The organism is Ethanoligenens harbinense YUAN-3 (assembly GCF_000178115.2).
Taxonomy (GTDB): domain Bacteria; phylum Bacillota; class Clostridia; order Oscillospirales; family Ethanoligenentaceae; genus Ethanoligenens; species Ethanoligenens harbinense.
The window spans coordinates 1,004,738-1,021,118 of record NC_014828.1 but is presented as its reverse complement, the minus strand read 5'-3'; the positions used below and the strand labels follow the sequence as shown (position 1 = coordinate 1,021,118).

Here is a 16,381-nt window from a genome sequence, read left to right as displayed (position 1 = left end):
ATGAACGCAAAAGGCACTGTTTTCAAATACGGCAACAACGTCGATACCGACGTCATCATCCCCGCGCGCTACCTCAATTCTTCCGATCCGAAGGAACTGGCCTCCCACTGCATGGAGGACATCGATCAGACGTTCGTCAAGCGCGTCAAAACGGGCGACATCATCGTGGGCGGTAAAAACTTCGGCTGCGGCTCCTCTCGTGAACACGCGCCGCTGGCCATCAAAACGGCGGGCGTCTCCTGCGTGATCGCCGCCACCTTCGCGCGCATCTTCTACCGCAACTCCATCAACATCGGCCTGCCCATCATCGAATGCCCCGAGGCATCCGAAAAGATCAAGGACGGCGACGAGGTCGAAGTGGATTTCGATACGGGCAAAATTGTTGACAAAACCACCGGCGAAACCTTCCAGGGCGCGGCGTTCCCGCCGTTCCTTCAGAACATCATCACAAACGGCGGCCTGCTTAAAGCCATCCAAAACAACAAACTGTGAGGCGACAATTGCAAATGAACTACAAAATTGCGGTCATCAAAGGCGACGGCATCGGTCCGGAGATCGTGGACGAAGCCACCAAAGTGCTCGACGTCATCGGTGAAAAATACGGCCACACCTTCACCTATACCAACGTGCTGATGGGCGGTTGCGCCATCGACGCGACCGGCGTGCCCTTGCCGGACGAAACGGTAAAGATCTGCAAAGAGAGCGACAGCGTGCTGCTCGGCGCGGTGGGCGGCCCCAAATGGGATACGCTGCCCGGCCACCTGCGTCCGGAAAAGGGACTGTTGGGCATCCGCTCCGCGCTGGGGCTCTATGCCAACTTGCGCCCGGCCGTGCTCTACGCGCCGCTCAAAGACGCCTGCATGCTCAAACCGGAAACCGTAAAAGGCGGTCTGGACATCCTCATCGTACGCGAGTTGACCGGCGGCATCTACTTCGGTGAGCGCGGCCGTCGACAGGGCAAAAACGGCGAGGAAGCCTACGACACCGAATGCTATTCCGTACCGGAGATCGAGCGCATCGCCCGCGTTGCGTTCGAGACGGCGCGCAAACGCAAGAAGAAACTGGCTAGCGTAGACAAGGCCAATGTGCTGGAAAGCTCCCGCCTGTGGCGCGAGGTCATCCACCGCATGGCTAAGGAATACCCCGATGTGGAATGCCGCGATGTACTGGTGGACAACGCCGCCATGCAGTTGGTGCGCGACCCGGCGCAGTTCGATGTGATTGTGACCAGCAACATGTTCGGCGACATCCTCTCGGATGAGGCGAGCATGATCACCGGTTCCATCGGCATGCTGCCCTCCGCTTCGCTGGGCGAAGGAAAACTCGGTCTCTATGAGCCGACCCACGGCTCCGCACCGGACATCGCCGGGCAGGGCAAAGCCAACCCGATCGCCACCATCATCTCCGCGGGCATGATGCTGCGCTACGCGTTTGACCTGCAGGCGGAAGCCGACGCCATTGACACCGCCGTGCTGGCCGTGCTGGAAAAAGGACTGCGTACGCCGGACATCGCGGGTGTGGGCGGGCAGAAGACCCTCACCACCACCGAGATGGGTGATGCCATCCGCGCCGAGCTGCGGGCATAAAACATCCGCACAACAGAAGATTCGCACCATCTTGGTGATGTGAAAGAGGGAGCCGACCGGCTCCCTCTTTTTTTGCATATGCGGCGGTGGAACGGACATAGGCCGTTCTCCCTGTGCCTTCGATCCGGCACCTGCCGTTGGATTTTTTGTTTTGTACGGTAAACAAAAAGCAAACCATACTGTGCCGTTTTTCTTTGCTATAATAAACAAACATGTTTTTCCCAAGCATTCCTTGCAAGCATACTTGCGGATTTGTTTATTTAAAAGAATAAATCTGAAACAGAATTTCTCGATTCGTTTATTACATCAAACAAATCACACAAACAGGTGTCCACCTGCTTGCTTTGCTGGCAAATGGAAAAGCGGGGCGTTTATCACGGCAACATGCCGGAAAACGCCCCGCTCTTTTCCATGGGAAGCAGCCGCGCGTGCGGCGCGGTTTATTGGAATGCACCGTCCATATAGGCCAGGTATTCGTGTTTGGTCAGTTGCGGGTGGAACCGCTCGCGGATTTCTTTGAGTTCCTCCGCCTGGTTTTTGAGCAACGAATAAGCCGTCAGTGCCATCATTTTGGCCGCCAAACGGCAGGTCCTCGGCAGGTCGACCACCCGGAAATCCGGGCCGTGCAGCGTGCCGGTGCAGCCGCCGGTGGTGAAACCCAGCACCGGCATGAGCTGCGACAGATCGCCCACATCGGTGGACAGTGGGTTGTGCCCGGAAAGATCCGCCTTTTGAATCGTGGCCATATTCCCCAGCACATCCGCCGCCTCGCGCAGAGGCCGCTGCGGCGGCTGCGCGATCACGGGCAGATAACCCGGGATATCTTTGATCTCCACTTTCGCGCCCAGTGCATATGCCGCGCCGCGGAAGGCACGGTCCACTTTCTCGGACGCGTCCTTGATCGCCTGAATCGTCTTGGCCCGCACCATGGCTTCCACCACCACTTCCTCGGGCACCACATTGACCGCCCCGCCGCCCTTTTCCACAATGCCGTGGACACGCACGCGGTCTTCGTCGCGGAACGTTTCCCGTTGATACGCCACTGCCGAAAATCCCAGCGCGGCGGCGTTGAGCGCATTGATGCCTTTTTCGGGTGCGGCCGCCGCATGGGACGCCCTGCCCAAAATACGGATATTCTTGGTCACATAGCCGTTGGAAGAATTACAGCCGATCAACACGTCCGCTTCCAAAGGAGCATAGTGCACATGATGTACAACCACCGCATCGACGCCGTCAAACTCTCCGATGCGGATCAATTCGCCTTTTCCGGTGATGTAGCGAATGCGCCCCTGTGCGATCAGTTTGTCCCGCACATCGGCGTCCACATGCTCTTCGGCCGGCACGGCCCAAAACGCCACATTGGCTCCCAGCATGGCCGCCACCTCGGGGTCGGAAAGGGCGAGGGCGGACCCCACCAGCGCCGCCAGCTGGATATGATGCCCACAGGCGTGGGCGATTCCGTTGATCGGGTTGGCGTCGGGATGCTTCTCACAGCGGACGCCGTCCAGTTCTCCGATGAGCGCAACCGTGCGCTTGTAATGCCCGCCAAGGGTGGCTTTCACACCGGTGATAGCCAAACCTTCTTCGGTCGGCAGCCCCAGCGAGTCGAAAAAGGCCCGTACTTTTCCCGCGGTGCGGAACTCCTGGTATCCCGTTTCCCCGTTTTTATAAATATCCTGTGCAAAGTCCGCAATGCGTACGCTGTTTTGGTCGATGCTGTCCAGAATCTTCTTTTGAATCGCATCCATATGTTCCACCGCCTTTCAGATTCCCCGTGTGCGAAACCGCATCGTCAGCTTCGCACAATCTCTGTATAAAACAAGGATGCTATTTTGTATTGTATAACAATTGACGGGGAACGTAAATAGAACCGGGCTTCCTCTCACATATATTCTACAAAATAGTTTGAATCGCATCAAAATCCGACTGCATTTTGTTTTTTCCGCATCCTGCCATACACACAAAGGCCCCTCCGTCCGGCAAACCAAACGAAGGGGTCTTTGTATCTCTATAACCGCACAGGCTGCGCCAAACGTCGACGGAGCCTGCTGAGGTGCGAACAAACCAGACAGCACTGTTACCAGAAAAGCCGGGACGGCCCATAACAAGTTCTGCGGCAGGGCGAGCAGCATCCCCTGTCGCGGACCGGCTCGAAGCAACCGCCCCAGGAAGGCCCGCAAATTTCCCCGCAGCCCCGGCCCCCGCGCCAGCAGCTTTTCCGGCCCTGTTGATAAGCAATCGCGCCCACGATCAGCAAGGGCAATAAATCACGCATACGACAAACCCCTCTCCATCTGAACCAAGTGCATTCCCAGTATATGCGGCGCGGACAAGTCCGTTCCAAGCAGACCAATCACCTCACAGAACCCACACGCATAAATTGGAACATACAAGGAAATGGTATAGAATGGCTGCTTTATTCGGACACGCTTTTTCACAGAGCCACGTCCGGCTCGCAGCGCATCGTTTGCCCGACGGCAAAACTTAGAACAGGCGGGGATATACCATGCAAATCGAATGCGCATATTGTTCGAACGTAACCGATCAGATTCCCTATTGCAACGCGCCGCTCTGTGCGGCCTGCTGCCGGAAATGCCGCAAAATGAACGGTGGATGCCCACTCCTGCGCCTTGAAGAACAGGAACGCACCCGACGTGAATTGCGGACAGGCTAAAGGCTGGTTGCTATTTTATTTACATGGATGTAAACTAGGAGATACGGAAATGGGAACCATGCAATTTGATGGCGCAATCATGGAAAACGGCGGCGCCCCTTTCGGCATCGTCCACGTTACGCCGCCCATCCCGGGAAACGTGCGAAAGATGGATTTTGTGGTCTCGCTGGCAGGGCGACGACTCGGCAATATCCCCATCGTGCTTGCAACCCGCGACCAAGCGGATGGCTCGCTTGCCTTTTTCGGGCGTGAAGACCACCTGCGCTATCTGTCCGGCATCCCGGTTTCCGACATTTCCTGGAAAAAGTACACCGTCGTGGAATGACCGCGCCGTATCAAAAGGAGTGTATGGACATGCATCTGCAAACCGAACAAAACCGTGTTTTTATGGCGGACGAAAACCAGAAGATCGTCGCGCAGGTGACGTTCCCCGCCGTGAAGGAAGGGCTGGTGGACATCAACCACACGTTTGTGGACGAATCCCTGCGCGGGCAGGGCGTGGCCAGCCAAATGATGCAGGCGGTCGCGGAGAACCTGCGGCGGCACCATCAGAAAGCGCTGCTCACCTGCTCCTATGCCGTCACATGGTTCGAAAAGCATCCCGAATATGCGGATGTGAAATCCCCCGCCGAGCCCTGACCGCTTTCCGCGTAAAACAGCGGCCCCGAACGGGAGAACGTTCCGTCCGGGGCCGCTTTACATGCAGAGGGCTTCTTATTTGAACGCTTGTTCGATGCGCTGCACGGCTTCCACCGTGTCGCCCCGGCTCCCGAAAGAGGTCAGGCGGAAGAAGCCTTCGCCCTTTTCGCCAAAGCCCGCGCCGGGTGTGCCCACCACGGACGCCTTGTTCAGCAGCTCGTCAAACAGTTCCCACGAGCTCAGGCCCTGCGGGCATTTCAGCCAGATATACGGCGCGTTTACGCCGCCCGAGCAGGAGAATCCGGCGGCCAGCAGGCCCTCACGGATGATGCGCGCGTTTTCAAGGTAATCGTCGATGAGCTCGGCAACTTCTTTGCGCCCCTCGGGCGTGAAGACCGCCGCCGCACCGCGCTGGATAATATAGGACGTGCCGTTGTATTTGGTGGACTGGTGCCGCAGCCAGAGTTTATGAGCCGGGAAGGTCTCGCCGCCCGCTGTGAGCGTCAGCTCTTTTGGAATGACGGCATAGCCGCAACGCGTGCCGGTGAAACCGGCCGTTTTGGAAAAGCTGCGGAACTCGATGGCGCAGCTTTTGGCACCCTCTATCTCAAAAATGGAATGGGGAATCTCGTCCTCGGTGATAAACCGCTCATACGCCGCGTCGTACAGGATGACGGCATGGTTCGCTTTGGCATATGTCACCCAGTCCGCCAGTTGTCGTTTGTTCAACACCGAACCGGTGGGGTTATTCGGGGAACAGAGGTAAACGATATCCGCATGGAAAGAGGGCGGCAGCGGTGCAAACCCGTTGGCTTCCTCACAGGGAATGATCTTCACCGTGCGGCCGGCCATCACGTTGGTATCGATATACACGGGATAGACCGGGTCGGTGATGGCCACGACGTTTTCCGGCCCGAAAATATCGCCGATGTTGCCGGTATCGCTCTTGGCACCGTCGCTGACAAAGATTTCATCCGCCGAGATGTCGATACCGCGCGAGCGGAAATCGCCCTCCGCGATGGCGTCACGCAAAAACGCATAGCCCTCATACGGGCCGTACCCGCGGAACGTTTCCGCGCTGCCCATCTCGTCCACTGCGGCGTGCATAGCATTCAGGCAGACCTGGGGCAACGGACGGGTCACGTCGCCGATACCAAGACTGATGACCTTTTTGTCCGGGTTGGCTTTTTTATAAGCATTCACCCGCTGTTCGATAGTGGCAAACAGATAGCTTTCGCTCAGTTTCGTATAATTTTCATTGAAAAACGCCATGCAAGACCAACTCCTGTTTTTTATGATACAATCGTTTGCCGGTCAGGTTTATTCCACGATCTCAATATCGCCGGTATAAACCAGTTCAGCGGGGCCGGTCATCCAGACGCGGTCATTATCCCACCGGATGGTGAGCTTGCCGCCACGCAGCAGCACATCCACGTCCTCGCCGCGCGGGCAGCGCTTGGTCAGGCAGGCCGCCACCACCACCGCGCACGCGCCGGTGCCGCAGGCCAGCGTTTCGCCGCTGCCGCGCTCCCACACGCGCATCTTCAGAAGATGGTCGCCCAGCGCCTCGACAAACTCGGTGTTCACGCTTTCGGGGAAAATTTCGTGGTGCTCAAACTGCGGCCCGATCTTTTCCAGTTCCATCTCGTCGATACCGTCGGTGAAGATCACCGCGTGGGGGTTACCCATGGAAACACAGGTGACCGAATAGGTTGTGCCGTTCACGGTAAGAGGCGCTTCCACCATCCGCCGCTCGGTATACCGTACGGGGATCTTTTCAATTTCCATGGACGGGCTGCCCATATCCACGCAGACGCTGGAGACTTTCCCGTCTTCCACCTGCAATTTCAACGTCTTGATGCCGGAAAGCGTCTCCACCGTCATGGATTCGCTTTTGCAAATATCCAGCTCATACGCCAGTTTGCCCACGCAGCGGATACCGTTGCCGCACATCTTGCCTTCGCTGCCGTCGGCATTGAACATCTGCATGCGCACATCGGCCACCGTGGAAGGCAGAAGCAGGATCAGGCCGTCCGACCCGATACCGAAATGCCGGTCGGAGACCGTTTTCGACAGTGCCGACGGATTTGGAACCTTAGTCTCCATCGCATTGATATACACATAGTCGTTGCCGATTCCCTGCATTTTATAAAAATGAAGCTGCATCGCAATTCCCCCCGCTTTTTTCTAAACCGAATATCCTATATTATCCGACAAACGGATGCATTTTACAAGCCCCCGGGCCTGGTTTCAAAACAGAAGCTTCATCGGTCCGAATCAAATACCCGTACCCGGCAAAATCAGTCGGACTCTTTTTGCGCAAGCACCCACGCCTTGAGGATAGCCGCCTGCGTCTTGCCGTCGGGCAACGTGTTATCCAGCACCATGGAGACCGCCTGCGCAAACGGCAGGCGCACCACATCGAGGAATTCGTCCTCATCGGGTTGCTGTTCGCCCATTGTCAGCCCTTTTGCAAGGTAGAGATAGATGATTTCATTGCAATACCCGCAGGTGGGATAAAACGCGCCAAGCGAGACGTATTCCGCCGCTACAGCGCCGGTTTCTTCCAACAACTCCCGTTTACCGCACTCCAGCGGATCTTCCCCTTTTTCCAGCTTGCCCGCCGGCAGCTCCAGCAATTCTTCACCAAACGGATAGCGGAATTGCCGCACCAGCAGCACCGTATCGTCATCCGCGACGGCCACCACGCAGACGCCGCCCGGATGCTCCACCACCTCGCGGGTGCTTCGGTGGCCGTTCGGAAGCAGTACCTCGTCTTTGCGCAGCCGGATGATGCGCCCCTCATACAGGGCGGTGCTGTCAATCATTTTTTCTTCGTACTTCATATGCACAGGTTCCTTTCCGTCAAGTCGATCATTCCGCTTCTCACGGCGTCATCCGCCGCATACGAATAAAAGGAAGCGCAGCGGCTGCACGTATTTTCATTTCATCAAAGGGGAGCAAAAGGACATGGCCATTGTTTTCAACGACCGCATGCCGTTTGGTACATCAGAACTGCGGGAAGCTACCCACAAACTGCAGGAGCGCTATGCGTCCCTGCGCACGCAGACAATCGGCGAAAGCGTGCTCGGACGGCCGCTCTTTCTATATCTGCTGGGCCAGGGGCCGTGCCAAGCGCTCTATGTGGGCGGTGTGCATGCGCTGGAATACATCACGTCCATGCTGCTGGTGCGCTTTACAGAGCGCCTCTGCGCCTGCGCGGAGACAGGCGGCACACTGCATGGGCTGGGCGCGGCCTCATTTCTGTCCAACCATGCGCTCGCCGTTCTGCCCATGCTCAACCCCGACGGTGTGGAAATCCATCTGCACGGCGCACAGACCGCCGGTGCTGCCGCGGCAACGGTGATGCGCCTGTCCGGCGGAGATTTTTCCACCTGGCAGGCCAACGCGCGCGGCGTAGACCTGAACCACAACTTTGATGCCGGCTTCCGCATCCTCAAACAGCAGGAGGCGCAACACGGTATCCATGGCCCGGGGCCCGGAAAATTCGGCGGATACCGCCCGGAAAGCGAAGCAGAGACCCGCGCGCTTTGTCACCTGTGCCGCAGGATACCGTTTAAAAAAACAATCGCGTTCCATAGCCAAGGAGAAGAACTGTATTGGCACTATGGACCCAAAACGCCGCCAGAGGCCTGCCAAATGGCCATGCGCCTCGGAAACAGCGCGGGATATGCCGTGAAAAACCCCACCGGTATGGCGGCACATGGCGGATTTAAGGACTGGTTCATCCAGACCTTCGCCCGCCCGGGGTTCACAGTGGAGGTCGGAAAGGGCCATAACCCTCTGCCTCCGGAAAACTGCCCCGTCATTTACGAAAAACTGGAACCCATGATGGTGCTGGGGTTGCAGGTGTGACCCGAAAAGCCGCCGCGCACTGGCACAGCATATAAAATAGTATACACAAAATCCCCCATTTTTTCAATTCATCCCGCTCGCATCCGCATGCCGTGTCGGATCGGACGATTTTAAAATCTCCGTGCAAATATGGTATTGACAAATGTTTTGATGCTATGATATGATATATGTCGGCATTCCAAACGGAGAGATGTCCGAGTGGTTTATGGAGCTGGTCTTGAAAACCAGTGACCCGAAAGGGCCGGGGGTTCGAATCCCTCTCTCTCCGCCATCGGGCACAGCCCGCGTCCTTTTGGGACAAGCTTTTTCTTCTGCCAAACTTTATATGTTTGATATTATTCACCATACGGAGAAGTACTCAAGTGGTGAAGAGGCGCCCCTGCTAAGGGTGTAGGTCGGGAAACCGGCGCGAGGGTTCAAATCCCTCCTTCTCCGCCAACAAAAAGCTCGCTTTTCAGCGAGCTTTTTGCATACCTATGCAGCTTCGTCATTAATTTTATGTCCACTGAGTTGTGCCGCAACCCAAGGGTCGTCAACAGAAAAAAGGATAAAATGTTAAGCACTAAGCTGAAGATTTTGCTGAATCCATTTCGACAGGAAATGAATTAGGGAAAGATACCCCAGCCGCTTTTGAGCACGGTGCGGTTGTAAAAAACCCCGATATTTTCAAATATGGCTTGATGGGCAGCTTCTCTTGTAGGGTAGAAATGCCAATGGACAATTTCTTTTTTGAGAACGGAGAAAAAACTTTCACTCCAGGCATTGTCTCCCGGGGTTCCAAGTCGTGAATAGCTTGGTTTCCAGCCATACGATGAATCTGATCTTTAACGGCCTGTGACGTGTACTGACTACCGCGGTCGCTGTGAAAGATTCGGTCAGTCGGCAAATTCCAGCGTCTTTGCGCAGCATTCAAGGTATGCAAAACCAGTTCCTTTTTCATTCACTTTTCCTGGAAGCTTGCTAAAACAACGTTGGTATAGACATCTCTGATCTGACCCAGATAATCAAATCCTTCACCGGTGCGGATATAGCTGATATCACTGGATAAAACTTGGAAGGATCTGTTAATTTTAAACCCTTGGTCAGATTTTGATAGGTCTCCGAATGTGCACCCCGGCTATCTGTCAGAGAAAGTTGTCTGCGCCGCAAATGGCATTCAGGCCTTCGTGAACCATAATCTTTTTACGACAGGGTAAGAAATGGCATATCCGCCACGCCGGATTATTCCGCAGATACGTTTCGCACCATAAGTGCCCTTTCCCTCTTTGAAAGCAGAAATTACCCTGCCTTCACATATTTTATACCGTTTCTGCCATGCACTGCGCGTTTGAAGCCATGCATAATATCCTGATGTAGAAACGCCCTAATTGTTTGGCCCACTTCGCTTTTGAGTATCGGTTCTGCTTTTCCATGAACTGATAGCAGCTTACGGCATTCACTTCTGATGTTGTGCGAAGAAGGCCGCCGCTTTTTTTAATATGCAGTTTTTCTCTTCCAGTTCAGCATTCCGCAAACGCAGCTGGTGCATTTCATCCTGCTGCTGGGCCATCTCTGTTTTATCGCCGTCCGGCGTGTATTTTTTCCGCCACCGATACAGCCATGTTACTGCTGATCCACAGATTTTCAGCACCTTGCGTTACTGTTCGTTCGCTGCTGAAACTCATACGAACAGCGCGTTTCTTGAATTCTTCATCGTATTTTTTTGTGTTTCTGTCATCGTGATAAGCTCCTTTTTCTGTTATGCTTTATCTTATCACTTTGTCCATTATTTTAACACAGACCCCAGATCGCAAAAACGAATGACTGGCAGGTACGCCAAACAAATGCGTTATCCTCGCAATTTCAGGGCAAGGTCAGGACGATTAGTAATAACGGCATCCACTCCCGACACAAGCATCCGTTCCATATCGTCCGGCTGATCGATTGTCCACGGGCGGACCGCTATCCCATTTGCATGACACTGCGAAACCAGCGAGGGATCCCGCAGAGCAAAAAAATGCGGGTGGATGGCGTCGGATGGAATCCGCTTCGTGTACTCCCAGACATCGACCAGGCCCGCGGCATAAAGCGCCGCCGTGGCCGCCTGCGGCTGGCGTTGCTTCATTTCCCGCAGGACATAATGATTGAATGACGAATAAAAGACCCGGCCGGACAACTGGTACCGCTCCTCCAGTTCCAGAACTTTCGGGATGATCACAAATCCATCCTGATACCGGTATTCCTTGATTTCCACGTTGATGTTCAGAGAAGTCGGCGCAAGCAGACGATAGACCTCTTCCAGCGTCGGGATGCAAGCACCGGTATAGCCCGGCTTGCCCATTGAAACGTCCAGGGTGCGCAAATCGTCGAACAGCATCTCGTTGACCACACCGGTCCCGTTTCCGGTGCGATCGACCGTATCGTCGTGGATCACGACGATTTGCCCGTCTTTGCTCAAGTGCACATCCAATTCGATTCCGTCCGCGCCCAATTCCGCCGCCAGAGAAAATGCCTCCAGCGTATTTTCCGGTGCCTGATAAGAAAATCCACGATGAGCGATTACTTGTGTGTTAAGTGCCAACAAGAAAATTCCTCCCATATAACGATGTGATACGATATGAAACGGCCTATACAGTACATACGCGGAAGATCACAAAGAAAAGAGTCCGCATCAAACCGCTTGCGAAAGAAATGCTGCCCTCTGATTGAGAGCAGCAAGCGCTTTAAGGGTGCTGTATATCGAATCGCATCGTACTCCATACAGCATCTTATACAATCGCTCTTCCGATCCGGTTTTAAAAGGCTTATCCATGCTTACTGGTAAATGACCGCTTCTGTCTCTCGATCAAACAGGTGGATGCGTTCGACATCCAGCGCGATCCGGATATCATCCCCGCGGACGGCTTTGCTTCGCGCATGCACGCGGGCAACCATGTTCTGCCCTGCCACTGTCAGATACAGATACGTTTCGGCCCCCATCAGCTCGGCCATATCCACATGCGCATCCACAACGCCTGTCCCAGAGGGAAGAAACGCATCCTCGTCGTGCAAATGTTCCGGGCGGATGCCCAACAGGACTTCTCTGCCAATGTACGGGCGCAAATTGGTGTTCCGGATCTTTCCGTCCGGCAGAAAAAGAACATACCGCGCACCGACTTCTTCACCGAAGACCACCGCCAGACGTCCATCCAGTTCCAAAACGCGGACGGTCAGAAAATTCATCTGCGGAGAACCCATGAAGCCGGCCACAAAGACATTGCGGGGATTTTCATACAGGTTCTGTGGCGTATCCACCTGCTGGATCACACCGTCTTTCATCACGACGATGCGGTCCCCCATGCTCATGGCTTCCATCTGATCGTGCGTTACATACACAAAGGTGGTGCCAAGCCGCCTGTGCAAACGGGAAATCTCTAACCGCATCTGTGTGCGCAGTTTGGCGTCCAGATTGGAAAGCGGCTCGTCCAGCAGGAACACCTTGGGTTCGCGCACCATGGCACGCCCCAGCGCCACACGCTGCCGCTGCCCGCCGGAAAGGGCTTTCGGCTTGCGGCTGAGCAAATGCGCGATGTCCAGAATCTGTGCGGTTTCTTCCACGCGGCGGCGGATCTCATCCTTGGGTGTGTGGCGCAGTTTCAGCCCAAACGCCATGTTTTCATACACGGTCATATGCGGATACAGCGCGTAATTCTGGAACACCATCGCAATGTCGCGGTCTTTTGGAGCCACGGTGTTGACCAAACGGTCTCCGATGTACAACTCGCCTTCCGAGATTTCCTCCAATCCCGCGATCATGCGCAGGGTGGTGGATTTTCCGCAGCCGGACGGACCGACCAAAATCAGGAATTCCTTATCCGCGATCTCCAGATTGAAATCCGATACCGCGGTGATTCCTCCGTCGTATTTCTTGTAAATGTGTTTGAGTGACACATTCGCCATGAACATGAACCTCCCATATAGTGGGCAACGCGTGTGTTTTCCGCGTCCGCGCAGACATCACGCAAGACCCTTTTGAAAACCGGCCTGCACGGACGCACTCCGTTTTTGCGAAGGAATCGTATTCCATGCGGTTTATTTGACGTTGGCGTCGTTATAATCCTGCATCGCTCCGTCGATCTGGCTGGCCATGTTTTTGAGCGCTTCGTCGGACGACTGTTGGTTGTTGAGCATTTTCTGCATTTCTGTCTCTTCGATTTTGCGCACCTGCGTGTAGATCGCGCACAGGCCTCCCACCGAGCTCTTGCTGCTGGCGTGCAGCTGATCGATGGCTGTCTGGAACTGCGGGTATTTCTTCACGTTGTCTTTAAACGTCTGTTCGTTGTACGCGCCGACATTGATCGGGAAATAGCCGGTCTGCGTGTTCCAGTACGCCTGCTCTTTGGCGGACGCCATGAATTTGATGAATTCCCATTTGGCCTCCATCACGCGGGCGTCGGAATTTTTGGTCATCCAGAGCGAAGCGCCGCCGATGGACACGCCACCGTTCACAGATTTGGAATCAATTGCCGGGTAATACGCCGTACCCAGATCAAACTTGCCGTTGATGGCTTTGAGCAGACCAGCCAGACCGGCGGTGCTGTTAATGTACATCGCCAACTTGCCATTGACAAAGGCCGCCTGACCGTCCGCGTCTTTCATCGCGTAAGCCGGCATGGTACCGGTCTTCAACAGTTGCTGATACATATCCAGGAACGTTTTGCCGCCGCCATTTGTGTCAAAGACGATTTTGGTCGGGGCTTTGGTGCGGCCGTTGCCGTTATCGAACGACGGTTTGCCCATCTTATTAAGCGACTGATCTAAGAACCACCCGTACACATACATACCCAGGGCGCTCTGTGTCACATTGCCAGACGCGTCTTTCTTGGTGAGCTTGGGTGCATCATTGATGATCTCTTCAAAGGTTTTCGGGGGATTTGCGGGATCCAGGCCGGCCTCTTTGAACATATCTTTGTTGTAATACAGGATCGGCGTGGACGAGTTGAACGGCATGGAATACAGCTTGCCCTGCACGGTATAGTACGCGGCGATGTTGGCGTCAATCTGCTTGACATCCCATTTGTCTTTGTTGATGAAATCCTGCATCGGCTCGATGAAACCGCTGTCGATGAGATACCGGGTACCCAGTTCATAGGACTGCATGATGTCCGGGCCGCTTTTGGCCACCATGGCGCTCTTGAATTTGTTAATGGCGTCGTCATAGCTGCCCTGATACTGGGCGGTCACCTTGATGTGTCCGGCGTGCTGGTTATTGAAATCATCCACCATGGTTTGCAACGCGTTGGCATTGGTGCCGCCCATGGAGTGCCAGAATGTCAGATCCACTTCCGGACCGCTGGTCAGATCGACGGAAGCAGTGGGCGCGGAGGAAGAACTGGAACTTGTGCCGCCGGTGGAGCAGCCACTGAACAGCAGCGTACAGGCAACAGCCGCGCTGCATATTGCTAGTACGCGGTGTTTGATCGTCGTTTTCTTCATGTTCATTTTCCCCTTTTCATGGCAGCAGTGTATGCATCAACCTATATAAGAACGGACAGTCATACCATCCGATGGTTTCTACCCTTTCACGGCGCCGCTCATCATCCCTTCGACCAGATGCTTATGTCCGATGATGAACAGGATGAGCGAGGGCAGTGTGACCAGAGTGACGGCGGCGATCGCCATGCCGAACGAGAGTACGGAATCGACATCCTGCATGGAGTTGATGCCCACCTGGAGCATGCGCATGTCGTCTTTGCTCGTCACCAGCAATGGCCACAGGTACATTCCCCAGGAACTGAGGAACGACGTAATACCAAACGCCGCGATGATGGGACGGGCAAGCGGCGTGGCAATGAGCCATACAAACTGCATGTGACCGCAACCTTCAAGCATGGCCGCTTCGTGTATTTCTCTGGCCATGGTAAGAAAATACTGTCGAAAGAGAAAGATGCCCAACGCTGAGGCCGCAAACGGCAAAATAAGCGCCTGATAAGTGTCCAGCCAATGCCAGGAACTGATAGCAAGATAGTTGGAAATGAGCGTGGCCTCCGTCGGAATCATCATCGTAGAAAGAATGAGCAAGAATAATATATTTTTACCTTTGAATTTCAGAAAAGCAAACGCATAGGAGGCCAACAGCGACGTTACGATATTCAGCACCATGATAGACAGGCTGACAAAAAACGTGTTGAAAAACTGGCGGACCAGATGGGTTTTTGTCAACGCTTTTACAAAGTTCCCCAGATAAACGGTAGTCGGCCACAGGTTGATGTTATTGGAAAGGATTTTGCTGTCGGGCGATATACTCATGGTAATCATATACCAAAACGGAAAGACCACAACGATCGCCATGCACAGGGCAACCACCCACAGCACGGCTTTTTGAATTTTCGCGGCGGTGTTCAATTGTAATGCACCATCCTTTTTTCATTGCGGAATTGCAGCAACGTAGCACCCAAAATAATCAGGAACAGGACGACCGACTCCGCTGCGGCCGGGCCGAACCGGAAATTGAAAAACGCGTCGCGGTAGATGCCGTAGACCATCACATTGGTCTCATTACCCGGCCCACCCTGCGTGATTACATTGATCTGAGTGAACACCTGGAACGAAGCGATGATGTCGGTTACCAGGATAAAGAAAAGCATCGGGGACATGCATGGCACCGTCACGCGGAACAGCTTGACAAGACCGGAAGCACCATCGATCTCGGCGCTCTCCAGAACATCTTTGGGAATGTTTTTCAAGCCCGCGTACATATACAGGAAATTGCCGCCCGACAGCAGCCAGATTGAAATCATTCCAATGGACAGCATGGCAAGATGTGGATCCTGGAACCAGCCGATATTGGCATGCAGCATCTTATTGATGACGCCGGCAGTGGGGTCGAACATTTTTTCAAACAGTAGGGCGAATGAACCGGCCGCAGCGGCGATTGGCATGGTGAACAGGATCGGGAAGATACGAAACGCGCGGCCCTTCATATTGGCAAGGTTTGACGTGATGAAGCTCAGCCCCATCGCCCCCACAATCAGAATCGCGGCAAACACCACCGTATGTAGCATGACGGTGAGGTAGTCGACAGATGTAAACAGGCGTATGTAGTTGCCAAGCCCCCGGAATACGCGCGCTTCCCCCACGCTATTGGTCAAAAACAGGCTGAGAAAAATGGTGCGTATGAATGGAATGAACAAAAACACAGTGAAGACCGCAAGAGCGGGCGCGATGAACAGATAAGGCAGCAGTCTGGACAGAAGCGGCTTTTTCTCCGGCACATGGGTGCCGGTGCTCGCCCGTTCCTGCGGATATGCCACCTGCTTTTCTTCTACGTTTGCGACCATATACAGCTTTCACATCCTTTTCCGATACACATTTCATTGGCATGTTTCGTCTTCAAACGGATAACAACCCAGTATCTGAACGGAACACCACACACCAAAAACGGTATGCGCAGCTCCTGTTTTTTCCCACCCGTATGCTCGTTCTGTTTATTCCGACACAACAAAAAGAGGAATCTCGAACCATACAACACCATGCCCGATGTGTGAAAACAGTCAGACAAAGTGCCATAAGGTTTCTCAATTCCTCTAACCTTACGTTTCTACATTTTTATAGCGGCTGCGAATTGCATTCATTTGCAAGGCAACCG

Annotated in this window: 16 protein-coding genes and 2 tRNA genes; 7 read left to right on the top strand and 11 right to left on the bottom strand. The window is 54.4% G+C overall.

Annotation, left to right across the window (positions count from 1 at the left end; translation table 11 throughout):
- Complete coding sequence (gene leuD / locus ETHHA_RS04720; protein ID WP_013484849.1) at positions 1–492, top strand: 3-isopropylmalate dehydratase small subunit; 492 nt, start codon at positions 1–3, stop codon at positions 490–492.
- Between the two features lie 14 nt (positions 493–506).
- The gene (gene leuB, locus ETHHA_RS04715; protein WP_013484848.1) at positions 507–1,586 is read left to right on the top strand and encodes a 3-isopropylmalate dehydrogenase; all 1,080 of its coding nucleotides are present in this window, start codon (positions 507–509) and stop codon (positions 1,584–1,586) included.
- Between the two features lie 440 nt (positions 1,587–2,026).
- Here leuB and ETHHA_RS04710 read toward each other — a convergent pair whose 3' ends face one another.
- Complete coding sequence (locus tag ETHHA_RS04710) at positions 2,027–3,334, bottom strand: amidohydrolase (RefSeq protein WP_013484847.1); 1,308 nt, start codon at positions 3,332–3,334, stop codon at positions 2,027–2,029.
- Between the two features lie 975 nt (positions 3,335–4,309).
- Here ETHHA_RS04710 and ETHHA_RS04705 point away from each other — a divergent pair.
- Both ETHHA_RS04705 and ETHHA_RS04700 read left to right on the top strand, forming a co-directional pair.
- Positions 4,310–4,585, top strand: a complete 276-nt coding sequence (locus ETHHA_RS04705; RefSeq protein WP_013484845.1) for a hypothetical protein — start codon at positions 4,310–4,312, stop codon at positions 4,583–4,585.
- Positions 4,582–4,899, top strand: a complete 318-nt coding sequence (locus ETHHA_RS04700; protein ID WP_083803619.1) for a GNAT family N-acetyltransferase — start codon at positions 4,582–4,584, stop codon at positions 4,897–4,899. The genes ETHHA_RS04705 and ETHHA_RS04700 overlap by 4 nt, the downstream gene beginning before the upstream one ends.
- Positions 4,900–4,974: 75 nt before the next feature.
- On the opposite strand, the gene ETHHA_RS04695 is transcribed toward ETHHA_RS04700, so the two are convergent.
- The 3 genes from ETHHA_RS04695 to ETHHA_RS04685 all read right to left on the bottom strand — a co-directional run bounded on the left by ETHHA_RS04695 (position 4,975) and on the right by ETHHA_RS04685 (position 7,745).
- Entirely contained in the window at positions 4,975–6,171 is a 1,197-nt protein-coding gene (locus ETHHA_RS04695; protein ID WP_013484843.1) for an LL-diaminopimelate aminotransferase, read from the bottom strand.
- 48 nt (positions 6,172–6,219) lie between these two features.
- Positions 6,220–7,065: a diaminopimelate epimerase gene (gene dapF / locus ETHHA_RS04690; protein WP_013484842.1), complete on the bottom strand. Its 846-nt coding sequence runs from the start codon at positions 7,063–7,065 to the stop codon at positions 6,220–6,222.
- 134 nt (positions 7,066–7,199) lie between these two features.
- Positions 7,200–7,745 carry an NUDIX domain-containing protein gene (locus ETHHA_RS04685; RefSeq protein ID WP_013484841.1) on the bottom strand — a complete coding sequence of 182 codons (546 nt, stop codon included), beginning with the start codon at positions 7,743–7,745 and terminating at the stop codon, positions 7,200–7,202.
- Positions 7,746–7,869: 124 nt separating this feature from the next.
- Here ETHHA_RS04685 and ETHHA_RS04680 point away from each other — a divergent pair, with 124 nt between their 5' ends.
- From ETHHA_RS04680 to ETHHA_RS04670, 3 genes are all read left to right on the top strand, one after another.
- Positions 7,870–8,775: a M14 family metallopeptidase gene (locus ETHHA_RS04680; protein ID WP_013484840.1), complete on the top strand. Its 906-nt coding sequence runs from the start codon at positions 7,870–7,872 to the stop codon at positions 8,773–8,775.
- A 184-nt stretch (positions 8,776–8,959) separates the two neighbouring features.
- Positions 8,960–9,046 (top strand) — tRNA-Ser (locus ETHHA_RS04675).
- A gap of 77 nt (positions 9,047–9,123) precedes the next feature.
- Positions 9,124–9,213: transfer RNA gene (locus tag ETHHA_RS04670), tRNA-Ser, on the top strand.
- Between the two features lie 124 nt (positions 9,214–9,337).
- On the opposite strand, the gene ETHHA_RS16035 is transcribed toward ETHHA_RS04670, so the two are convergent.
- From ETHHA_RS16035 to ETHHA_RS04640, 7 genes are all read right to left on the bottom strand, one after another.
- Entirely contained in the window at positions 9,338–9,715 is a 378-nt protein-coding gene (locus ETHHA_RS16035) for a hypothetical protein (protein WP_242822096.1), read from the bottom strand.
- A gap of 495 nt (positions 9,716–10,210) precedes the next feature.
- Complete coding sequence (locus ETHHA_RS15450; RefSeq protein ID WP_137143849.1) at positions 10,211–10,405, bottom strand: V-type ATPase 116kDa subunit family protein; 195 nt, start codon at positions 10,403–10,405, stop codon at positions 10,211–10,213.
- Positions 10,406–10,603: 198 nt separating this feature from the next.
- Positions 10,604–11,338: a glycerophosphodiester phosphodiesterase gene (locus tag ETHHA_RS04660; RefSeq protein ID WP_013484839.1), complete on the bottom strand. Its 735-nt coding sequence runs from the start codon at positions 11,336–11,338 to the stop codon at positions 10,604–10,606.
- Positions 11,339–11,568: 230 nt separating this feature from the next.
- Positions 11,569–12,693 carry an ABC transporter ATP-binding protein gene (locus ETHHA_RS04655; protein ID WP_013484838.1) on the bottom strand — a complete coding sequence of 375 codons (1,125 nt, stop codon included), beginning with the start codon at positions 12,691–12,693 and terminating at the stop codon, positions 11,569–11,571.
- 132 nt (positions 12,694–12,825) lie between these two features.
- The gene (locus tag ETHHA_RS04650) at positions 12,826–14,229 is read right to left on the bottom strand and encodes an ABC transporter substrate-binding protein (RefSeq protein ID WP_013484837.1); all 1,404 of its coding nucleotides are present in this window, start codon (positions 14,227–14,229) and stop codon (positions 12,826–12,828) included.
- A 78-nt stretch (positions 14,230–14,307) separates the two neighbouring features.
- The gene (locus ETHHA_RS04645; RefSeq protein ID WP_013484836.1) at positions 14,308–15,138 is read right to left on the bottom strand and encodes a carbohydrate ABC transporter permease; all 831 of its coding nucleotides are present in this window, start codon (positions 15,136–15,138) and stop codon (positions 14,308–14,310) included.
- Entirely contained in the window at positions 15,135–16,073 is a 939-nt protein-coding gene (locus tag ETHHA_RS04640; protein ID WP_013484835.1) for a carbohydrate ABC transporter permease, read from the bottom strand. Before ETHHA_RS04640 ends, ETHHA_RS04645 begins: the two co-directional genes overlap by 4 nt.
- Positions 16,074–16,381: the final 308 nt, after the last annotated feature.